Below are 19,464 nucleotides of genomic sequence, written 5' to 3' on the forward strand. Positions count from 1 at the left end.
GAGGGTGCGCGCTCTTTACACGAAACGGCCACTCGACAAAACTGCGGCATAGGTTGTGTTTCGCAATTCCGGACGGAAACCGTTACACCCTTTTCCTGGAATTGCTGTTGGCCTATTTCGCGGCTTCGTTTCCCGACTATCCTTATGAGGCAAGATGACCGTCGATCATGCCGTCGGCCACAACACGCTGCGCGGCATTACGCTGAAGATCGTGTCGGTGACGGTCTTCGTTGGCATGCAGACCTGCATCAAGGCGGCCGGCGACGTGCCCGCCGGACAGATCGTCTTCTTCCGCTCCTTCTTCGCCATCTTCCCGATCATCGCTTTCCTGGCCTTCAAGGGTGAGCTCGCCACCGCGTTCACGACCAGGCGGCCGTTCAACCATATCGCGCGTGGCGTCGTCGGCGTCGGCGCCATGGGGCTCGGCTTCTTCGCGCTGACCAGGCTGCCGCTGCCGGAGGCCATCACGCTAAACTACGCCCAGCCGCTGCTGGTCGTGGTGTTCTCCTCTGTCTTCCTCGGCGAGACGATCCGCGTCTACCGCTGGAGCGCGGTGGCGGTCGGTCTTGCCGGCGTGCTGATCATCTCCTGGCCCGAGCTGACGCTGCTCAATTCCGGTGAAGGCCTCGACGACCAGGAGCTGCTGGGCGTCATGGCCGCGCTGATCGCCGCCGCGATTTCGGCGGTCGCCATGCTTCTGGTGCGCAATCTCGTGCAGACGGAGAAGACGGCGACCATCGTGCTGTGGTTCTCCTCGACGGCTTCGGTGTTGTCGCTCTTGACGCTGCCCTTCGGCTGGCAGGCCCTGACGCCGATGCAGGCCGCGCTCCTCGTCTTCGCGGGCTTCTGCGGCGGGCTCGGCCAGATCCTGATGACGGCGGCCTACCGCCACGCCGAAGCCTCGGTCGTGGCGCCGTTCGAATACACCTCGATGATCCTCGGCGTCGTCGTCGGTTATTTCGTCTTCGGCGATGTGACCTCGCTCAACACGCTAATCGGCGGCGTGATCGTGGTCGCCGCCGGCATTTTCATCATCTGGCGCGAGCGGAAGCTCGGCCTGGAGCGCACGCGCACCAGGACGGCCGCGCCGCCGCAGGGGTGAACTGTTTCAAAGAGTAGCTTCAAAGGCCGAGTTCCTTCACACCCCCCTCTGGCCTGCCGGACATCTCCCCCGCAAGGGGGGAGATCAGCTGTCGCGGCTGTTTTCGCCAACCCACCACCGGTGCGGGGTGGGCGAGGCGCGGGAGCTGCCAATCTCCCCCCTTGCGGGGGAGATGTCCGGCAGGACAGAGGGGGGTGCTGTCCCTCGGCCTTTCTAATTTTGAGCTATTGAGAGCTCCGCTCCTTCGCCAGCCGCACCAGCACCGCCCGGGTCTGCTCATCCGCAGGGAAGAAAGACTCGATCGCCAGCTCCGACAGCGTGACGTCGAGCGGCGTGCCGAAGACTGTGATCGTGCTGATGAAGGACAGCACGGCGTCGCCATGCGCGAGCTTGAGCGGATGGACGATGCCGCTCGGCTCGACGGGTGCGGGCCGGCTGCTTCTCAGGCCCAACGGATAGGCGCGCAACTCTCGCTCCAGCTCAATCAGCACCGGGTCGCCGGTGGCGTCGTTCTGGTGCTTGAGCCGCTCCAGCAGATGCGCGCGCCACTCCGCCAGATTGACGATGCGCGGTGCCACGCCGTCCGGGTGCAGGCTGAGCCTCAGCACGTTGACTGGCGGCGTGAGCAGGGACGGCTCGGAAATATCGGTAAGGAACGGGGCGATCGCGCCATTGGCGGAAATAAGGTTCCAGTGCCGGTCCACCGCCAGTGCCGGAAAGGGCTCGTGGCCCTTGAGCACGGTCTCGACGGCGGCAAGCGCCGGCGCCAGCGTCGCATCGGTCAGCGGCTTTTCGCTGAAGCTCGGCGCGAAGCCGGCGGCAAGCAACAGTTGATTGCGTTGGCGCAGTGGAATCGACAGCTGCTCGGCCAAATGCAGAACCATGTCGCGCGACGGCTGGGCCCGGCCGCTTTCGACGAAGGAGAGATGCCGCTGCGAGATATCGGCCTCCATGGCGAGGTCGAGTTGGCTCATGCGCCGCCGCGTGCGCCATTCGCGGATCAGGCTGCCGGCGGAAGGTTCGGATGTGGTCATGGGAGAGGAGTAGGGCGGCGAGGGACGCAGTTCAATTACCTTTGAGGTCATAGCTCCGCCTTCTCCCCTTGTGGGAGAAGGTGGATCGGCGCGCAGCGCCGAGACGGATGAGGGGTGTTCCAGCGGACTGAGACGGTGGCATTCCCTGGAGCACCCCTCATCCGCCCTTCGGGCACCTTCTCCCACAAGGGGAGAAGGAAAAAGTGCTCACGCCAACCCCTTCAACTTTGCCTTGACCTCGAGAAAATCCCGCCACGCCAGTTTCTTGTGCGCCGGCGTCCTGAGCAGATAGGCCGGGTGCAGCGTCGGCATCGCCGGGATGGCAACCCCGGAAGCGGTCGTATGCACACGCCAATTGCCGCGCAGGCGCAGGATGCCCTCGGTCGTGTTGAGCAGCGTCTTGGCCGATGGGCCGCCGAGATTGACCAGCACCTTGGGATTGACCAGCTCGATCTGCCTTTCGATGAAGGGCCGGCAGATTTCGGTCTCGTGCGGCGTCGGCGTACGGTTGCCCGGCGGCCGCCACGGAATGACGTTGGCGATATAGGCCGAACCGCGGTCGAGGCCGATCGCGGCCAGCATGCGGTCGAGCAGCCGGCCGGAGCGGCCGACAAAGGGCAGGCCTTCAAGATCCTCGTCTCTGCCCGGCGCTTCGCCGACCAGCATCAGGTCGGCGTTCGGATTGCCGTCGGCGAAGACCAGGTTCTTGGCCGTGAATTTGAGATTGCAGCCGTCGAAGGCAGCCATGTGCTGGCGCAGTTCCTCGAGCGTCGAGGCGCTTGCGGCCAGTTGCCGGGCAAGCAGCGCCTGCGCCTCGTCGGGGACGGTGGCAGCCGGCACGCGCGCCGGAGCGTCCGGAATGTTGCGCGCGTCGAGGCCGGATGATGGCGTTGCCGGCACGGGCGCCTGGGGCCGCTCCGGGACCTGCCCGGATGCCGGGCGGCTCTCGGGTCTTGCGTCGCGAGGCGGCGCCCGCTCGGCAGGCCTGCGTTCGGCCGACTTCGCCGCCGCTTCGGCAAACCGGTTGACCGGCGCGTCTTCCAGCGCGTCGTCGACGCCGGCGCTGGCATAGAAGGCGAGCAGTTCGGCGATCTCGGCAGGTGTGCTGGGGGAGGCGGCAGTCATGGTGCCACCATTGTCCGCGCGGCGTCGATTTGCAAGGTTAAGCCACGTTCGCCTGTATTGGAGCATGTCGAGATTCAGGTCAGGCCGAGTCGAAAATGGTGGTTTCCGAGAACCGGAGCGGAGCGTACTTTTCGTACGTGAGCACCGGAAGCGCAGGAAACCGCCATTTGCAGGCCGGCATCACCTGAATATCGATATGCTTTCACCCAGTGGGTATGCGGGGATCCTGCACGATGTAAAACGTCCAGCGCGGCGTATAATCGGTGACCAGGAAATCGAAGGTCGCCGTCTTCAGCGGGTCGATCTTGCCGTTGCGGAACAGCAGCCGGTCATAGGGTTCGAACCGGCGGTCGAAATCGGCGAAATTGCTCGACCAGATGTTGTCGGGCGTCTTGTTACGCTGGTCGAAGGACAGGCCGTCGCCGAACACGCTCGGCTGGTCGAGGATTTCCTGCAGCTCGAACTGGAACTCCACCCAGGGCAGCGCGCTGTTGTTGAGCACGTCGATGCGCATGTACATCACGCCGTTGGCGACCTCGCCGGCCTTGCCGAAGGGCTCGATCGGCTTGGTCGCACGGATCGTCAGCGTTACCGGCGTCGCCGTGTTCAATTCCTCCCTGATGACCAGCGGGTCTTCCTTGGTGCCGATGCCAGACGCCCCCGTGATGCGGAAGCCACCCAGCTCGTCGGAGAAGGAATAAGCGCCGGTCGCCCAAACCTTCACCGGATCGGCTTCCGCCGGAAGGGTCAAAAAGAGGAGCGGAAGAACCGCGCGCCAGGCCATGCCTGGCGTGAAGAGTAAGCGCTTCGATGAAAAGCCGGCTGGCTCTGGACTGCGCATGACGCGAAGTATCGCCGATAACCAAGCCGTCGAACAATTAAAAACATGCCGTCGCCGCCTGGCCTGTCAACCAAGTGGCGCTGGCCTATGCTTGGCCATGGCCTGCGCGGCGACCGTTTCGTAGGGAAAACCGCGACTTTTTGTCGAAATCGCTGTTGTCACGTCAGCGCCGGTTTCGCGTCGCGAATTGATGCGCTATGCAGCGCATGAGCCAGCACAATGCGAGAACATGGCGAGCCAGTGAGGGGCCGATGAGCGAAATCGAACGCGAGAGCATGGAATTCGACGTGGTGATCGTCGGCGCTGGTCCCGCCGGCCTTGCCGCCGCGATCCGTCTGAAGCAGCTCAACCCGGACCTTTCCGTCGTCGTCCTAGAGAAGGGCGGTGAGGTTGGCGCCCATATCCTCTCCGGCGCAGTCGTCGACCCGATCGGCATCGACCGGCTGCTGCCCGGCTGGCGCGAAGAGGAGGGCCATCCGTTCAAGACACCGGTGACGGACGACCATTTCCTGGTGCTCGGGCCCGCCGGTTCCTTCCGCCTGCCGAACTTCCTGATGCCGCCGCTGATGAACAACCACGGCAATTACATCGTCTCGCTGGGCAATGTCTGCCGCTGGCTCGCGACCAAGGCCGAGGCGCTGGGCGTCGAGATCTATCCGGGTTTTGCCGCGGCAAGCCTCGTCTACAACGAGGCCGGCGCCGTCACCGGCGTCATCACCGGCGACATGGGCGTCGAGAAGGACGGCACGCATGGCCCGGCCTACGCGCCCGGCATGGCGCTGATGGGCAAATATGTGCTGATCGGCGAAGGCGCGCGGGGATCTTTGGCCAAGCAGCTCATCGCCAGATACAAGCTTTCCGAAGGCCGCGAGCCCGGCAAATATGGCATCGGCCTCAAGGAGCTCTGGCAGGTGAAGCCCGAGAACCACAAGCCGGGCCTCGTGCAGCATTCCTTCGGCTGGCCGCTCGACATGAAGACTGGTGGCGGCTCCTTCCTCTACCATCTTGAGGACAACCAGGTGGCGGTCGGCTTCGTCGTCCACCTGAACTACAAGAACCCTTATCTGTCGCCCTTTGAGGAATTCCAGCGCTTCAAGACCCATCCGGCGATCGCCGGCACCTTCGAGGGCGCTAAGCGCATCGGCTACGGCGCACGCGCCATCACCGAGGGCGGCTGGCAGTCGGTGCCGAAGCTTTCCTTCCCCGGCGGCGTGCTGATGGGTTGCGCGGCAGGCTTCGTCAACGTGCCGCGCATCAAGGGCTCGCACAATGCGGTGCTCTCCGGCATGCTGGCGGCCGAGCATGTGGCCGGGGCGATTGCCGGCGGCCGCGCCAATGACGAGCTCGCTTCCTACGAGGAAGCCTGGCGCGGCACCGACATCGGCAAGGACCTGAAGAAGGTCCGCAACGTCAAGCCCCTCTGGTCGCGCTTCGGCACCATTGTCGGCGTCGGCATCGGCGGTCTCGACATGTGGCTGAACACGCTGTTCGGCTTCTCGCCTTTCGGTACGCTGAAGCATGGCAAGGCCGACTATGCGACGCTCGAACCCGCCGCCCAGCATCAGAAGATCGCCTATCCGAAGCCGGATGGCGTGCTGACCTTCGACCGGCTGTCCTCGGTGTTCCTGTCGAATACCAACCATGAGGAAAACGAGCCGGTGCACCTGATCGTCGGCGACATGGCGCTGCAGCAGCGTTCCGAGCACGATGTCTTTGCCGGTCCCTCGACCCGCTATTGCCCGGCCGGCGTCTATGAGTGGGTGGACAAGGACGGCAACGCCGCAGCTGACCCGTCGGCCAAGGATGTGCGCTTCGTCATCAACGCGCAGAACTGCGTGCACTGCAAGACCTGCGACATCAAGGATCCGAACCGGAACATCAACTGGGTGCCGCCACAAGGCGGCGAAGGCCCGGTTTACCAGGGCATGTGATCCACTCCGACCGGGCCGTCTCGACTGCCGCTCCAACAGGCCCGGCGAAGGTCGGGTAGCCGCGCCTTATCGGCAGAGACCGTTGAAGCCGGGCGCCGAGTATGGTCTGCTTCGCGTCAAACGAGGAGGCGGACATGCGGCGCATCAGCCTGGCGATTTTAGCTGCTACCGGCATGCTTTTTTGCGCGCCTGCCTCCGCCGGCACCAAGCTGACCGTGCATGTGCGCAGCTATGACGTCACCGGCAGGACCGGGGCTGAACTGATCGAGGCGATGGATGGCCTCGGGCCGAGGCACGGCCATGCCACGCGCGCCATCGCCGAGACCGGCTATACCGTGCATTGGAACCTCGACGTGAAACGGGACAACGGCATCTGTCGGCTGCGTCAGGCCACCGGCATGATCGACCTGACCTACACCTTTCCGCGCCTCACATCGCCGTCCGGCCCGGTCCTGCGCGAGCGCTGGGACCGTTTCATGGCCGGCGTGCGCCAGCATGAGCATACCCATGGCCGCATCGCCAAGCAGATGATGCGGACAACCGAGACGGCGCTTGCCGGGCTCGAGCGGCCGGATAACTGGTTCTGCACCGGTCTTCGCTGGGACGCCAGGCATCGCATCGACACGATCTATGCCGACTACGAGGCCAGGCAGAATGCCTTCGACGCGCGCGAGCACCGCGACGGCGGCCATGTCGAGAAACTGGTCAATGCATTGATGGGGAAGAACTGAAACTTCAGCCCGTTCGCCTACCAAGCGGACGTCAGCTGCGCGTCGTTCGCCGCCAGCGCCGATTTGTGCTCGTCCTCGGGCGCGTTGCTGTCGGTCGGCAGCGTGAATTCGACCAGGACCGGCAAATGGTCGGAGCCGATGTCCTCCAGCCGGGCCGATGACAGGATCGTCACCCCGCCCTTGCTGAACACCTGGTCGATCGGCAGGCCCGCATAGCGGCGCAGAAAGTCAGGCAGCGTGCGGTGGATCCAGGTCGGACCGGCCGAAGGCATCAGAGTCATACCGCTCATTCGCGCCACCCGCCGCACCGCCGCGCTCCACGGCACGGCATTGCAGTCGCCTGCCATGATGGCGGTCTCGCCGAGCGCGGCCAGCGGTTGCGCCAGTTCGCCGATCTGCCAGTATTGCTCCTTCGGCCACGGCCAGCTGAGATGGATCGCGGCGACATTGACCGGAATGCCGCCGAAATCGATCATGGCGGTGGCCATCGCGCCGCGCGGCTCGCAACGCGGGGCGATGCCGGCGGCAAAGGGACGGCGCGAGAGCAGCGCGACGCCGAAAATGCCGTTGGGGTAGTCGCACAGGATACGATAGGGGTAGGCGCCGGCGATATAGCTGAGCTCCTTCGCCCACATGCCGGACACTTCGTCGAGCGTGATGACGTCCGGGTTGGTCCTGCCGATCAGCGACAGCACCTTCTTCGGTGTCGGGTTGTTGAAGCGCAGGTTCATCTGCAACAGGCTGTAGGTGATCCGGTCGGCCGGCTTTGCGACCGCCTGCTGCGCCGACAATCTGGGCAGCGCGCCCGTCGTCGTAGCGAAGCAGGCGATGGCGAAGACCAGCACGGCGACGGCCTGCAGCCGGTAGGGACCGGCCAGCAGGGCCAGCGCGAGCAAGGCCGTCAGCAGGCTCAGATGCATGCGGAAATGCGAGAAGGAATCGAAGGCCGGATGCAGCGCGCCGAAGAACCCGGCCAAGAGCGCAGCCGAGCATGCCATCATCGCCAGGACTATCAGCTGAGCCATCATGCTCAAGCGCGCACCGCCCGTTGTCATTTTCTCCGAAGCCCCAGTCTTCCGTTCGGACCGGTTATCGGCCAAATTGAGGCCCAAGCAAGACGACCGATTGCCTCGCCGGTCGCTGGCAGGCGTGCGGTTATTGGAATGCCGTTTCGGAAAAGCTTCTGAGCTTGCGCGAATGCAGCCGCTCCATCGGCATTTCGGCCAGCTTCTCCATCGCCTTGATGCCGATGGTCAGATGCTGCGCCACCTGCCGCTTGTAGAACTCGGTCGCCATGCCGGGCAGCTTCAGTTCGCCATGCAGCGGCTTGTCGGAAACGCACAGAAGCGTCCCGTAAGGCACCCGGAAGCGGAAGCCGTTGGCGGCGATGGTGGCCGATTCCATGTCGAGCGCGATGGCCCGGGACTGCGACAGGCGCTGCACCGGTCCACGCTGGTCGCGCAGCTCCCAGTTGCGGTTGTCGATGGTGGCGACGGTGCCGGTGCGCATGATGCGCTTGAGGTCGTAGCCCGACAGGCCGGTCACTTCGGCGACCGCCTCCTGCAGCGCCACCTGGATTTCGGCCAGCGGCGGGATCGGCACCCAGACCGGCAGGTCGTCGTCGAGCACATGGTCCTCGCGCACATAGGCATGCGCCAGCACATAGTCGCCCAACGCCTGCGTGTTGCGCAGCCCGGCGCAGTGGCCAAGCATCACCCAGGCATGCGGCCTCAGCACCGCTATATGGTCGGTGATGGTCTTGGCGTTGGACGGGCCGACGCCGATATTGACCATGGTGATGCCGCCATGGCCCGGCTTCTTCAGGTGGTAGGCCGGCATCTGGGGCAGGCGGTGCGGCGGCGTTCCTTCGCTCGGCGAGCCGGCCCCCGCCTTGGTCAGGACATTGCCCGGTTCGACGAATTCACTGTAGCCGCCTCCACCACTCTCCATCAGTTCGCGAGCCCGCGCCACGAATTCGTCGATGTAGAACTGGTAATTGGTGAACAGCACGAAATTCTGGAAATGCTGCGGGCTGGTCGCCGTGTAGTGCGTCATGCGGTGCAGCGAATAATCGATGCGCTGCGCGGTGAAAGGCGCCAGCGGCCGCGGCTCGCCGAACGCCACCTCGAAGGTGCCGTTGGCGATCTGGTCGTCGGTGCCGTCGAGATCGGGCACGTCGAACAGGTCGCGGATCGGTCGCTTGATGCGCTCGGCGGCGGCGCCGTCGACATAGGTGCCTTCCAGGAAGGCGAAATGCAGCGGGATGGGTGTCGTCGATTCCGAGACCGTCACCGTCACGCCGTGATTGCGCATGATGAGCCGGAGCTGCTCGATGAGATAGTTCTCGAACAGTTGCGGCTGCGTGATCGTGGTGGCGAAATGGCCGGGCGTCGGCATATGGCCATAGGCCTGGCGCGAGTCGACCTGGCTGAACGAGGTCGTGGTGACGCCGATCTGCGGATAGAAGGCCCGGTAGCGCTTGCTTTCATCTCCGCCCGCGGCAAGGGCTGAGAAAGAATCGCGCAGGAATTTGGTGTTGCGGTCGTAGAGCGTCTGCAGCGCCGCGACGGCCTTTCTGGCATCGTGGAAGTCCTGCTTGCCGAAGGGCTCCGGCATGACGACCGAGTCGATGGCTTGGGGGTAGATTCGCTTTTCCATGGCTCAATATAGAGATTTGGAAGAGCGGTTGGGAGGGGTGAGCGGACAGGAACCGCAACCCAGCTGGAGATTTTTGTTATCGCTCCAATTCAAGGTGTGACCTGATTCAGGTCAGGCCGAGTCGAGAAAGGTGGATTCCGAGAACCGGAGCGCAGCGTACTTTTCGTACTTGAGCACCGGAAGCGCAGGAAGCCGCGTTTCGCAGGCCGGCCTCACCTGAATATCGTCACACCTACCCCCGCTGCAGGCTGATCAGCAACACGAAGCCTACGCTGGTGTTCTTGTGCGGCGGCGCCTCGATCCTATGGCTTGTATCGGCCCGCATCATCGGCACCGCCAGCACCGGGGCTGCCAGCAGCATCAGGATAAGCATCGCCCGCGGCAGCAGCCGGAGGATCTTCGTTGCATTGTCGGCGATGCGGTTCATTTTGGTGGTATCCCGGTTTCCAGCTTGGTCGATTTTAAGCTTTGTCGTTTCAGCGCTCGATTTGGTTCACAAGGCCGACAATGCGGGCACCGGCCGTTCCCAAGGGCGTGCCGAATGACCGGCCTCCGCCACCAGGATGGCGAAGAGCATGCCGAACAGGCTCATCAGCAGGCAGACGATGGTGAAGCGACGGGCAAGCATTTCTCTCTCCTTCAATGCGGGAGAAAATGCCTGACGGCCTCTGAACCGGTTCTGAGACCGGTATTCATCTGCGGTTCAAATTGATTTATGAGGGTCTTGCACGCGCGCCGGTGCCACAGCGCGGCGGAGCGCTGTCGCTGCAAAAAGAAAACGGGGCCGCGTAGAGCAATTCAGGAAAAGTGTGAGCGGTTTTCCGTCCGGGGTTGCGTCAAACAAAGACGCAATTCCAGGAAAAGTGTGAGCGGTTTTCCGTCCGGGATTGCGTCAAACAAAGAAATAGGGCGTTTCACCGTTCCGCAAAAACGGTGAAACACCCTTGGCCGTCTCGTATGGTCGGGAGTTGGCGCTCAGAGCTTGTGCCAGGTCTGGCTCTTGCAGATCAGGCCGCCGAGCACGCAGCCGCTCATCTTGAGCGCGGTGCCCGAGAGCGTCGCCTTGCCGGAATAGGTCTTGTCGTTTGCCGGGTCGGTGATGCTGCCGGCATATTTGTTGTCGCCGGCTGCCTTCAGCGAGCCGATCGTCTTGCCGGCGTATTTGCCGGTCTTGAGCGTGATCGAGAAAGAACCGCTCCCGCCGATCGCCGCGGTGTCGCCGGCCTGCGTCTTCCAGTTGCCTTCGATCGGGTCGGCGCATGCGGCGCCCGCCATGATCAAGGTGGCCGCCAGGGCCAGAGTCAGCTTTCGAAACATCGTGTCCACCTCCCTATGGGGTTGCGGCGGGCTCCAGTCCGCCTTCCTGCCCCTTACGCAAAGGTAAAGCTAATCCAGCCGCCGCCAAAACGAAAGCGGTGCCGCCACGGAAGGTTGCAAGGATTTTCGCCGCGCGGCCGACTGAAAATAAACGCGATCGAAAAACGCTTCGGTTTCCGTGGTTAGCGAAGTCTTGATTCCGCTGCCCGCAATTTTCATCGAATTTGACGCAAAATGGCTGAAACGCTGGATTCCCATGCTTAACGGTTTTCCGCGTTTACCTCTTGTTTTAGCTTTGTTTTCCTCAAATTAAGCAAGCCATTTAACGACGGATTCAAGGCCAGCCGTCATCCTCGAAAGCATCGAAAGAGCGGCTCGCCCCGAGGGGATACCAAGGGAAAAGGAGGCAGCTCTCGGGAGCCAGACAGGGGATTGAAATGGCACGCTTTGAAATGCTTGAAGACGGCTTCGGCGCCATGGGGGCAACTGCCCAGGCCGACATTCTTTTCGAACTGGGCATGATGTATGCGACGGGCCGCGATTGCGAGACCGATGTCGTTGCCGCCCACAAATGGTTCAACATCGCCGCGATCAAGGGCTCGGCCCGCGCCGCCGAGCTGCGCTCGGAACTGTCGGTCACCATGTCGAAGATCGAGATCGCCACGGCGCTGCGCGAAGCCCGCGAATGGATGACGATGCACTGATCCTCAGCGCGTAGCGCTCAGAGCTCATCGGGACAAGGCCGCGAAAAGACGGCCGGTCAAGAAGAACGAGAACGTGGCGGGTTGAGACAACCGAAGCCACGCAAAAAACAGGGAAGCGAGCGGGTTTCAGGCGCGGGGGCGTCTGGGGAGCTCGACTGCAAAAGCCGTGACCGACCGAAACAAGGTCGGCGCGGCTTTTTGAATTACGCTTGGTAATCAGGCGCGTGGCCCAAGAAATCCTCGTCGGAATGAACCAAAGCCGGCCTCACTGTCCTCTCGACAGTTTCGGCGAAGGGTGAAATTGTCCCGGCTCTGTGGAAGAAGCGCGGCCGGATCGGCACGCGCAAGTGGAGGAGTTCTTATAGTCATGAAAAAATTGGGTATTTTGAGCGCGGCCGCTTTTGGCCTGATGATGAGCGCCCCGGTTGCCTTCGCCGACGACATCACCATTTCGGTGGTCGGCCCCATGACCGGCCAGCTCGCCACCATCGGTGACCAGTTCAAGCAGGGCGCGCAGGCCGCCGCCGACGCGATCAATGCGGCTGGCGGCGTCAACGGCTCCCAGATCAAGCTCGACATCGAAGACGACCAGTGCGATCCGAAGCAGGCGGTCTCGGTCGCCAACCGCATCGTCGCCAACGGCGTCAAATTCGTCGATGGCCATGCCTGCTCGGGCTCCAGCATTCCGGCCTCGGCCGTCTATGCCGAAGCCGGCACGCTGATGATGAGCCCCGCCTCGTCCAACCCGGTGCTGACCGACGCCGCCGCCAAGGCCGGCTGGCCGACCATCATGCGCCTCTACACGCGTGACGACGCGCAGGGCGCCTTCATCGGCCCCTGGATCGCCAAGAAATACGCCGGCAAGAATGTCGTCGTCCTGCACGACAAGAGCGCCTACGGCCAGGGCGTTGCCGACGCCGTGAAGGCGACGATGAATGCCGGCGGTCTCAAGGAAGTCGACTACGAAGGCATCAATGCCGGCGAGAAGGATTATTCGGCCCTCGTCACCAAGCTGAAGGAACTGAAGGCCGACGTCGTCTATTTCGGCGGCTATCACCCCGAGGCGGGCCTGATCCTGCGTCAGGCGGCCGAGCAGAACGTCAAGTTCCAGCTGATCATGCCGGACTCGATCGCTTCGCCGGAATTCTGGCAGGTTGCCGGCCCGGCCGGTGAAGGCACCATGTTCGTCTTCCCGTCGGACCCGCAGGCCAAGCCCGAAGCGAAGGACGCGGTCGCCAAGATCAAGGCCGGCGGCTTCACGCCCGAAGGCTTCACGCTGTTCTCCTATGCCGTGATCCAGGCTGTGGCCGAAGGCGTCAAGCGCGCCGGCACCGACGATCCGGCCAAGGTCGCCGAGGCGCTCAAGGACGGCAAGCCGATCAGCACCGTGGTCGGCGATGTCATCTTCGACGAGAAGGGCGATCTGAAGAACGCCAGCTACGACATCAACCAATGGCACGACGGCAAATACGCGCCGATCAAGCCGTAATCGGTTCTGCAAGAATCAAGGGAATGGCCGGGACGAGCCCGGCCATTTCCGTTTGTGCTGCGGCATTGACGTGCAGGGGAGATTGTTGTCCCCGCCATACCTAATTATTTTGTCTCGTTAACGAGACAATCGAACAGCCGCCTCAGCCCTGCCCATTCTCCGCAAACCGCACCAGCACCGTGCCGTCGCTGACCTGCGCGCCCTCTGCCGCGATCTCGGCGATCACGCCGTCATGTGGGGCGGCGATCATGTGCTCCATCTTCATCGCTTCGAGGATCAAAAGCGGCTGGCCCTTGATCACGGCATCGCCCGCCGCGGCGCGCACCAGCTTGACCAGCCCCGGCATCGGCGCGCGCAGGCTGCTTGAGGCGGCTCCCGCCTCGTCGGCCTTGGCGAGCGGATCGGGGACCGTGAACGTATAGCCGACCGCGCCCTCGAAGACGGTGACATGGCCGGGCCAGCGGGCGGCATGCGGCATGGTCCTCAAATCATGCGTGTTCACCGCATCATGCGGCGCCTCCAGCACCACCTGGAAGCGGCCGTCTGAGCGTGCCGAAACCCGCGCCAGGATGTTCTCCTCGCCATAGCGCAAGCGGGTGCGGCGCGAGAGCGGGTGGAAATGGGCATAGCTGGAAAGCGTGGACCATGGATCGGCGGCGGAAACGGGCACGGCGGTATCCGCCGCCGCCAGCGCCGCGGCGGCGATCGTCTCGTCCCTCGGCGGGGGAATGGCGGTGAGCGCCGCCTGGTGCCGGCCGATCAGCCCGGTATCGAGATCGCCGACAGCGAAATCGGCATCGGCAGCGAGCGCCGCCAGGAAGGCGGTGTTGACGGTCGAGCCGGCCACTTCCGTCCGCGCCAGCATCTCGCGCAGCGTGCCGAGCGCCGAAGCCCGATCCTTGCCGTGCGCTACCAGCTTCGCGATCATCGGATCATAGAAGGGAGAAATCGCATCGCCGGCGCGCACGCCGGTCTCGATGCGTATCGCGGCACCTTCCGGCGCCGCGTCGGGGAATTTGAGATGATGCAGCGTGCCGGTCGCCGGCAAGAACCCTCTCGCGGCATCCTCGGCATAGAGGCGGGCCTCGAAAGCGTGGCCGGACAAAGCGATCTCATTCTGCATCTTCGGCAGCGTTTCGCCGGACGCGACGCGAAGCTGCCATTCGACGAGATCGACGCCGGTGACCATCTCGGTGACGGGGTGCTCGACCTGCAGTCGGGTGTTCATCTCCATGAACCAGAAGCGGTCGGCCTTGAGCCCCTGAGAGGCGTCGACGATGAACTCGATCGTGCCGGCGCCCGAATAATTGATCGCCTTGGCGGCCTTCACGGCCGCCTCCGTCATCGCCTTGCGCAGCGCCGGCGTCATGCCGGGGGCGGGCGCTTCCTCGATCACCTTCTGGTGGCGGCGCTGCGCCGAGCAGTCGCGTTCGAAAAGATGCACGGCGTTGCCGAAATTGTCGCCGAACACCTGCACTTCGATGTGACGCGGCTTGTCGACATATTTTTCCACCAGCACGCGATCGTCGCCGAACGCCGCCTTCGCCTCGCGACGCGCGCTGGAAAGCGCCTCCGAGAAATCGTCGGGATGGTCGACGCGCCGCATGCCCTTGCCGCCGCCGCCGGCGCGCGCCTTGATCAGCACCGGGTAGCCGATCTCGCGCGCCTTGGACGCAAGCAGCACGATTTCCTGCGCTTCGCCGTGATAACCCGGCACCACCGGCACGCCGGCCTTTTCCATCAGCCGCTTGGCGGCGTCCTTTAATCCCATGGCGCGGATCGAGGCGGCGGAAGGACCGATGAAGACAAGGCCTGCCGCCGTCGCCTGATCGACGAAATCGGGGTTTTCCGACAGGAAGCCGTAGCCGGGATGGATGGCCTCGGCGCCGGTGGCGAGCGCCGCCGCCACGATCCTGTCGCCGCGCAGATAGCTTTGGCCGACGGGCGAGGGGCCGATATGCACCGCCTCGTCGGCCATCTCGACATGGAGCGCGCGGGCATCCGCGTCCGAATAGACGGCGACGGTGCGCACACCGAGCCTGCGGGCGGTTCGGATGACGCGACAGGCGATCTCGCCGCGATTGGCGATCAGGATCTTGCCGAACATGGAGCCTCCGCAGCCGGGGTGTGTCTCGGGCGACGACGGCATACCTTCGCGCCCCCCTCTGTCCTGCCGGACATCTCCCCCACTAGGGGGGAGATTGGCAGCTTTGGCGCAGCCGCTCTCTTTTCAACGATAGTGATTGGCGAAAGCCGTCGTGACGTCCGATCTCCCCCCAAGAGGGGGAGATGTCCGGCAGGACAGAGGGGGGCGCTGTCCCGCCAGCCTCTCCAGCTGATCATCTGAATTTGCCTGTACTGAGCCTTTTGCTCCAAGATCAGCTCTCCCCAATGGCCGCAACGGCCTGCCGATATAGCTCCGCCGTCTGCTCGTCGAAGCAGCAGAAAGTAACCGTATCCGGCAGCGCATTTTGCCCCAGGAAGGCGCTTACGGCACCAACAGCGATCTCCGTCGCCTGGTCTTTCGGATAGCCATAGATGCCGGTCGAGATCGCCGGGAAAGCGATGGTTCGACAATCATGGCCGAGCGCGATTTCGAGCGAGCGCCGATAGCAGGAGGCGAGCAGCTCGGCTTCGCCCTTGCCGCCGCCCTGCCAGACCGGACCGACCGTATGGATGACGTAGCGCGCCGGCAGCCGATAGCCCTTGGTCAACTTGGCGTCGCCGGCCTTGCAGCCGTGAAGCGTGCGGCACTCGGCGAGCAGCTCCGGCCCGGCCGCGCGATGAATGGCGCCGTCGACGCCGCCGCCGCCCAGCAGCGAAGAATTGGCGGCGTTGACGATCGCGTCGACCGCGAGCCTGGTTATGTCGCCGGTGTGGATACGGATCCTGTCGCCGAGAGCGCTCATCGTCACATCCTGAACACGCCGAATTTCGTCGCCTCTATCTCCGCATTGAGCGCCGCCGAAAGGCTGAGCGCCAGCACGTCGCGGGTCCTGGCCGGATCGATGATGCCGTCATCCCAGAGCCGGGCCGACGAATAGAGCGGGTGACCCTCGTGCTCGTATTTCATCAGGATCGGCTTCCTGAACTTCGCCTCCTCCTCGGCGCTCCATTCACCGCCCTTGCGCTCGATACCCTCGCGCTTGACCATGGCAAGCACCGTCGCCGCCTGCTCGCCGCCCATCACCGAGATGCGCGCGTTCGGCCACATCCACAGGAAGCGAGGCGAATAGGCGCGGCCGCACATGCCGTAATTGCCGGCGCCGAACGAGCCGCCGATGATCACCGTGAGCTTCGGCACCCTTGCGGTGGCGACCGCCATCACCAGCTTGGCGCCGTCCCTGGCGATGCCGCCGGCCTCGTATTTTCGGCCGACCATGAAGCCGGTGATGTTCTGCAGGAAGACCAACGGAATGCCGCGCTGGCAACAGAGCTCGATGAAATGCGCCCCCTTCAGCGCGCTTTCGGAAAACAGCACGCCGTTGTTGCCGATGATGCCGACCGGCATGCCGTGCAGATGGGCAAAACCAGTAACCAACGTGGTGCCATAGTTTTGCTTGAACTCGTCGAACTCCGAGCCGTCGACCAGCCGGGCAATCACCTCGCGCACGTCATAAGGCTGGCGCAGGTCCGTCGGCACGATGCCGTAAAGTTCGCTCGGGTCATGAAGCGGCGGCACCGGTTTCTGCAGATTGAGCTTTAGAGCCTTGTTCCGATTCAGGTTCTTGACGATGCGCCGGCAAATGGCCAAGGCGTGCTCGTCGTCCATGGCGTAGTGGTCGGCGACGCCGGAAAGCCTGGTGTGGACATCGGCGCCGCCGAGTTCCTCGGCGCTGACATCTTCTCCGGTCGCGGCCTTCACCAGCGGCGGGCCGCCGAGAAAAATGGTCGCCTGGTTGCGCACCATGATCGTCTCATCCGACATAGCCGGCACATAGGCGCCGCCCGCCGTGCAGGAACCCATCACGCAGGCGATCTGCGGGACGCCTGCCGCCGACATGTTGGCCTGGTTGTAGAAGATGCGGCCGAAATGCTCGCGGTCGGGGAAGACCTCGTCCTGGTTGGGCAGGTTGGCGCCGCCGCTGTCGACCAGGTAGACGCAGGGCAAATTGTTCTGCAGCGCGATCTCCTGTGCCCTGAGATGCTTCTTCACCGTCAACGGATAATAGGTGCCGCCCTTCACCGTGGCGTCGTTGACGACGACCATGACCTCGGTGCCCTCGACGCGGCCGACGCCGGTGATGATGCCGGCCGAGGAAATGTCCTCGCCATACATCGACCATGCCGCGAACTGCCCGACCTCGAGGAAGGGCGAGCCGGTGTCGAGCAGTTGCGCCAGCCGCTCGCGCGGCAACAGCTTGCCGCGTGAAACGTGGCGTTCGCGGGCTTCGTCCGAGCCGCCGCGCTCGACGCTTGCCGCCTTCTCGGCGATGTCGGCGACCAGTGCGCGCATGCGCTCCGCATTGGCGCGAAAGGTGTCGGAGGAGGGGGAAATTTGAGTTTGCAGTGTGGCCACGTTAAACCCCCTCCGCCATGATCTCGCGCCCGATCAGCCAGCGGCGGATTTCGCTGGTGCCGGCGCCGATCTCGTAGAGCTTGGCGTCGCGCAGCAGCCGGCCCGTCGGATAGTCGTTGATGTAGCCGTTGCCGCCGAGCAGCTGGATGGCGTCGAGCGCCATCTGCGTCGCTTTCTCGGCGGCGAACAGCACGCAGCCGGCGGCGTCCTTGCGCGAGGTCTCGCCGCGGTCGCAGGCGGCTGCAACCGCATAGACGTAGGCCCGCGCGGCGTTCATCGTCGAGTACATGTCGGCAAGCTTGCCCTGCACCAGCTGGAAGGTGCCGATCGGCTGGCCGAACTGCTTGCGCTCATGCACATAGGGCACAGCGACGTCGAGGCAGGCCGCCATCAGCCCGATCGGGCCCCCGGACAGCACCGCGCGCTCGTAGTCGAGCCCCGACATCAGCACCTCGACGCCGCGTCCTTCCTCATGCAGCACGTTCTCGAACGGCACCTCGACATCCTCGAACACAAGCTCGCCGGTGTTGGAGCCGCGCATGCCGAGCTTGTCGAGTTTTTGCGCCACCGAAAAGCCGGCCATCGTCTTCTCGACGATGAAAGCCGTGATGCCGCGCGCATGGCGTTCCGGGTCGGTCTTTGCATAGACCACCATCGTTCCGGCGTCGGGGCCGTTGGTGATCCACATTTTCGAGCCGTTGAGCACGTAGCGGTCGTTGCGCTTTTCGGCGCGCAGCCGAAGCGACACCACGTCCGAGCCGGCGCCTGGTTCCGACATCGCCAGCGCGCCGACAGTTTCGCCCGAGCAAAGGGCCGGCAGATATTTCTCCTTCTGCGCCGGTGTGGCCCAGCGGTTGATCTGGTTGACGCAGAGGTTCGAATGCGCGCCGTAGGAGAGGCCGACCGAGGCCGACGCGCGCGAAATCTCCTCCATCGCCACGACATGCGCGAGATAGCCCATGCCGCTGCCGCCGAAGTCCGGATCGGCGGTGATGCCGAGCAGGCCGAGCGCGCCGAGCTCGCCCCAAAGATGCGCAGGAAATTCGTTGCAACGGTCGATCTCGGCCGCGATCGGCGCGATCCGGTCCTGGGCGAAGCGCCTCACTGTGTCGCGCAGCGCCTCGATGTCGCTATCAAGTCCGAAGTTCAGCGTATTCGTGTACATGCCGTTCCTCCCTGCGCCGGTCTTTGCGGAGATCGCGCCGTATCAGAGTGCCACGGCGTCCCTGGCGCGCCCCGAGGGACGCGCGGTGCCATGGCTGATTGTCGCGCCGACCAGGCGCATTGTCATCGAAAGATATGATGCCGTGACTTCGGCGATCGACAGTCGCTCGCCCGGACGGAACCAGACGATGACGCCGGTCATCATCTGGATCAGCGCCATGGCGGTGAGCCCGGTGTCGTCGACCTGAAAGACGCCGGCCTCGGCGCCGTCGCGCAGGATCGTGCGCAGTTCCTTCTCATAGGCCGTGCGCATCTTGAGGATCTGCGTCAGCCTTTCATGCGAAAGGCTGCGCAATTCCATGTTGGAGACATGGGTGGCGTGACGCCGCTCGATATGGAAGGCGATGTGGTTCTGGACATACGCGGCAAGTCGGGTGACCGGATCGGCGTTGGCCGGCCGCGCCGCGCTCCAGGCCTCGATCAGACCTTCCATATGCTCTCGCATCAAGGTGAAAAGCAGATCTTCCTTGGTCGGGAAGTAGCGATAGAGCGCTGCCGCCTGCACGCCGACCTCGGCCGCCAGCTGCCGCATCGACATCGCCTCGTAGCCGAGGCGCGCGATTAGGCTGACCGCCGCCTCGCGAACGGCCGCTTCGGTTTTCTCCCCGTCGGAACCTGTGGTGCGTGCCATGTTTGCCTCTGGCAGAAATAATAAAACGAACGTTCAATTAATTCAAGATGGAGAATACGTTCGCTTGAAACCGCCCCAACCTCGTCATTCTAGGGCGGAGCAAGGAGCGAAGCGACGCGCGTAGACCCTGGAATCCTGTGTGTTGGTTCTGGTGTATG

General features: G+C 64.0%; 19 protein-coding genes. 5 read left to right on the forward strand and 14 right to left on the reverse strand.

The annotated features are described in order from the left end of the window. Window positions 1-154: 154 nt before the first annotated feature. Window positions 155-1,102 (forward strand): DMT family transporter, encoded by a 948-nt coding sequence (locus LB535_RS24935; protein ID WP_224634091.1) that lies wholly within the window; start codon window positions 155-157, stop codon window positions 1,100-1,102. A 224-nt stretch (window positions 1,103-1,326) separates the two neighbouring features. Here LB535_RS24935 and LB535_RS24940 read toward each other — a convergent pair whose 3' ends face one another. The 3 genes from LB535_RS24940 to LB535_RS24950 all read right to left on the reverse strand — a co-directional run bounded on the left by LB535_RS24940 (window position 1,327) and on the right by LB535_RS24950 (window position 4,102). Beyond that, a complete protein-coding gene (locus LB535_RS24940; protein WP_224634107.1) occupies window positions 1,327-2,136 on the reverse strand; it encodes a helix-turn-helix domain-containing protein in 810 nt (269 codons plus the stop codon). Window positions 2,137-2,343: 207 nt separating this feature from the next. Continuing rightward, a complete protein-coding gene (locus LB535_RS24945; RefSeq protein ID WP_224634092.1) occupies window positions 2,344-3,261 on the reverse strand; it encodes a uracil-DNA glycosylase family protein in 918 nt (305 codons plus the stop codon). Window positions 3,262-3,463: 202 nt separating this feature from the next. Further along, window positions 3,464-4,102, reverse strand: a complete 639-nt coding sequence (locus LB535_RS24950) for a hypothetical protein (protein WP_224628832.1) — start codon at window positions 4,100-4,102, stop codon at window positions 3,464-3,466. Between the two features lie 251 nt (window positions 4,103-4,353). On the opposite strand from LB535_RS24950, the gene LB535_RS24955 reads away from it, so the two are divergent. Together LB535_RS24955 and LB535_RS24960 are read left to right on the forward strand one after the other, a co-directional pair. Continuing rightward, complete coding sequence (locus LB535_RS24955; RefSeq protein WP_224634093.1) at window positions 4,354-6,033, forward strand: electron transfer flavoprotein-ubiquinone oxidoreductase; 1,680 nt, start codon at window positions 4,354-4,356, stop codon at window positions 6,031-6,033. 134 nt (window positions 6,034-6,167) lie between these two features. After that, window positions 6,168-6,764 carry a DUF922 domain-containing protein gene (locus tag LB535_RS24960; RefSeq protein WP_224634094.1) on the forward strand — a complete coding sequence of 199 codons (597 nt, stop codon included), beginning with the start codon at window positions 6,168-6,170 and terminating at the stop codon, window positions 6,762-6,764. Window positions 6,765-6,781: 17 nt separating this feature from the next. On the opposite strand, the gene LB535_RS24965 is transcribed toward LB535_RS24960, so the two are convergent. The 6 genes from LB535_RS24965 to LB535_RS24985 form a co-directional block, all read right to left on the reverse strand. Then, the gene (locus LB535_RS24965; protein WP_224634095.1) at window positions 6,782-7,792 is read right to left on the reverse strand and encodes an endonuclease/exonuclease/phosphatase family protein; all 1,011 of its coding nucleotides are present in this window, start codon (window positions 7,790-7,792) and stop codon (window positions 6,782-6,784) included. A 127-nt stretch (window positions 7,793-7,919) separates the two neighbouring features. Continuing rightward, a complete protein-coding gene (locus LB535_RS24970; RefSeq protein ID WP_224634108.1) occupies window positions 7,920-9,380 on the reverse strand; it encodes an AMP nucleosidase in 1,461 nt (486 codons plus the stop codon). Window positions 9,381-9,654: 274 nt separating this feature from the next. Continuing rightward, complete coding sequence (locus LB535_RS24975) at window positions 9,655-9,849, reverse strand: hypothetical protein (RefSeq protein ID WP_095766908.1); 195 nt, start codon at window positions 9,847-9,849, stop codon at window positions 9,655-9,657. A gap of 66 nt (window positions 9,850-9,915) precedes the next feature. Further along, window positions 9,916-10,050 (reverse strand): hypothetical protein, encoded by a 135-nt coding sequence (locus tag LB535_RS28900; RefSeq protein ID WP_263490927.1) that lies wholly within the window; start codon window positions 10,048-10,050, stop codon window positions 9,916-9,918. A gap of 347 nt (window positions 10,051-10,397) precedes the next feature. Then, window positions 10,398-10,739, reverse strand: coding sequence for a DUF2147 domain-containing protein (locus tag LB535_RS24980; RefSeq protein ID WP_095766909.1), 342 nt, complete (start codon window positions 10,737-10,739; stop codon window positions 10,398-10,400). A 69-nt stretch (window positions 10,740-10,808) separates the two neighbouring features. Next, on the reverse strand, window positions 10,809-10,997 hold the full coding sequence (locus LB535_RS24985; RefSeq protein ID WP_224634096.1) for a hypothetical protein: 189 nt from the start codon (window positions 10,995-10,997) through the stop codon (window positions 10,809-10,811). A gap of 179 nt (window positions 10,998-11,176) precedes the next feature. Between LB535_RS24985 and LB535_RS24990 the strand changes: the two genes are divergently transcribed. Both LB535_RS24990 and LB535_RS24995 read left to right on the forward strand, forming a co-directional pair. After that, on the forward strand, window positions 11,177-11,443 hold the full coding sequence (locus LB535_RS24990; RefSeq protein WP_224634097.1) for a sel1 repeat family protein: 267 nt from the start codon (window positions 11,177-11,179) through the stop codon (window positions 11,441-11,443). A 367-nt stretch (window positions 11,444-11,810) separates the two neighbouring features. After that, window positions 11,811-12,932 (forward strand): ABC transporter substrate-binding protein, encoded by a 1,122-nt coding sequence (locus LB535_RS24995; protein WP_095766910.1) that lies wholly within the window; start codon window positions 11,811-11,813, stop codon window positions 12,930-12,932. Between the two features lie 142 nt (window positions 12,933-13,074). Here LB535_RS24995 and LB535_RS25000 read toward each other — a convergent pair whose 3' ends face one another. The 5 genes from LB535_RS25000 to LB535_RS25020 form a co-directional block, all read right to left on the reverse strand. After that, a complete protein-coding gene (locus LB535_RS25000) occupies window positions 13,075-15,039 on the reverse strand; it encodes an acetyl/propionyl/methylcrotonyl-CoA carboxylase subunit alpha (RefSeq protein WP_224634098.1) in 1,965 nt (654 codons plus the stop codon). A 271-nt stretch (window positions 15,040-15,310) separates the two neighbouring features. Further along, a complete protein-coding gene (locus LB535_RS25005; protein ID WP_224634099.1) occupies window positions 15,311-15,841 on the reverse strand; it encodes an O-acetyl-ADP-ribose deacetylase in 531 nt (176 codons plus the stop codon). 2 nt (window positions 15,842-15,843) lie between these two features. Beyond that, on the reverse strand, window positions 15,844-17,451 hold the full coding sequence (locus tag LB535_RS25010; RefSeq protein WP_224634100.1) for a carboxyl transferase domain-containing protein: 1,608 nt from the start codon (window positions 17,449-17,451) through the stop codon (window positions 15,844-15,846). Between the two features lies 1 nt (window position 17,452). Then, window positions 17,453-18,616 carry an isovaleryl-CoA dehydrogenase gene (locus LB535_RS25015; RefSeq protein WP_224634101.1) on the reverse strand — a complete coding sequence of 388 codons (1,164 nt, stop codon included), beginning with the start codon at window positions 18,614-18,616 and terminating at the stop codon, window positions 17,453-17,455. 42 nt (window positions 18,617-18,658) lie between these two features. Further along, entirely contained in the window at window positions 18,659-19,306 is a 648-nt protein-coding gene (locus LB535_RS25020) for a TetR/AcrR family transcriptional regulator (RefSeq protein ID WP_224634102.1), read from the reverse strand. Between the last annotated feature and the right edge of the window lie 158 nt (window positions 19,307-19,464).

This window comes from Mesorhizobium sp. CA10 (assembly GCF_020165285.1).
Taxonomy (GTDB): domain Bacteria; phylum Pseudomonadota; class Alphaproteobacteria; order Rhizobiales; family Rhizobiaceae; genus Mesorhizobium.

Bases quoted from the DNA above. Each gene is read 5' to 3' on its own strand.
- LB535_RS24935 (WP_224634091.1), top strand. From the start codon at position 155: ATGACCGTCGATCATGCCGTCGGCCACAACACGCTGCGCGGCATTACG.
- LB535_RS24940 (WP_224634107.1), bottom strand. From the start codon at position 2,136: ATGACCACATCCGAACCTTCCGCCGGCAGCCTGATCCGCGAATGGCGC.
- LB535_RS24945 (WP_224634092.1), bottom strand. From the start codon at position 3,261: ATGACTGCCGCCTCCCCCAGCACACCTGCCGAGATCGCCGAACTGCTC.
- LB535_RS24950 (WP_224628832.1), bottom strand. From the start codon at position 4,102: ATGCGCAGTCCAGAGCCAGCCGGCTTTTCATCGAAGCGCTTACTCTTC.
- LB535_RS24955 (WP_224634093.1), top strand. From the start codon at position 4,354: ATGAGCGAAATCGAACGCGAGAGCATGGAATTCGACGTGGTGATCGTC.
- LB535_RS24960 (WP_224634094.1), top strand. From the start codon at position 6,168: ATGCGGCGCATCAGCCTGGCGATTTTAGCTGCTACCGGCATGCTTTTT.
- LB535_RS24965 (WP_224634095.1), bottom strand. From the start codon at position 7,792: ATGATGGCTCAGCTGATAGTCCTGGCGATGATGGCATGCTCGGCTGCG.
- LB535_RS24970 (WP_224634108.1), bottom strand. From the start codon at position 9,380: ATGCCGGAGCCCTTCGGCAAGCAGGACTTCCACGATGCCAGAAAGGCC.
- LB535_RS24975 (WP_095766908.1), bottom strand. From the start codon at position 9,849: ATGAACCGCATCGCCGACAATGCAACGAAGATCCTCCGGCTGCTGCCG.
- LB535_RS28900 (WP_263490927.1), bottom strand. From the start codon at position 10,050: ATGCTTGCCCGTCGCTTCACCATCGTCTGCCTGCTGATGAGCCTGTTC.
- LB535_RS24980 (WP_095766909.1), bottom strand. From the start codon at position 10,739: ATGTTTCGAAAGCTGACTCTGGCCCTGGCGGCCACCTTGATCATGGCG.
- LB535_RS24985 (WP_224634096.1), bottom strand. From the start codon at position 10,997: ATGGGAATCCAGCGTTTCAGCCATTTTGCGTCAAATTCGATGAAAATT.
- LB535_RS24990 (WP_224634097.1), top strand. From the start codon at position 11,177: ATGGCACGCTTTGAAATGCTTGAAGACGGCTTCGGCGCCATGGGGGCA.
- LB535_RS24995 (WP_095766910.1), top strand. From the start codon at position 11,811: ATGAAAAAATTGGGTATTTTGAGCGCGGCCGCTTTTGGCCTGATGATG.
- LB535_RS25000 (WP_224634098.1), bottom strand. From the start codon at position 15,039: ATGTTCGGCAAGATCCTGATCGCCAATCGCGGCGAGATCGCCTGTCGC.
- LB535_RS25005 (WP_224634099.1), bottom strand. From the start codon at position 15,841: ATGAGCGCTCTCGGCGACAGGATCCGTATCCACACCGGCGACATAACC.
- LB535_RS25015 (WP_224634101.1), bottom strand. From the start codon at position 18,616: ATGTACACGAATACGCTGAACTTCGGACTTGATAGCGACATCGAGGCG.
- LB535_RS25020 (WP_224634102.1), bottom strand. From the start codon at position 19,306: ATGGCACGCACCACAGGTTCCGACGGGGAGAAAACCGAAGCGGCCGTT.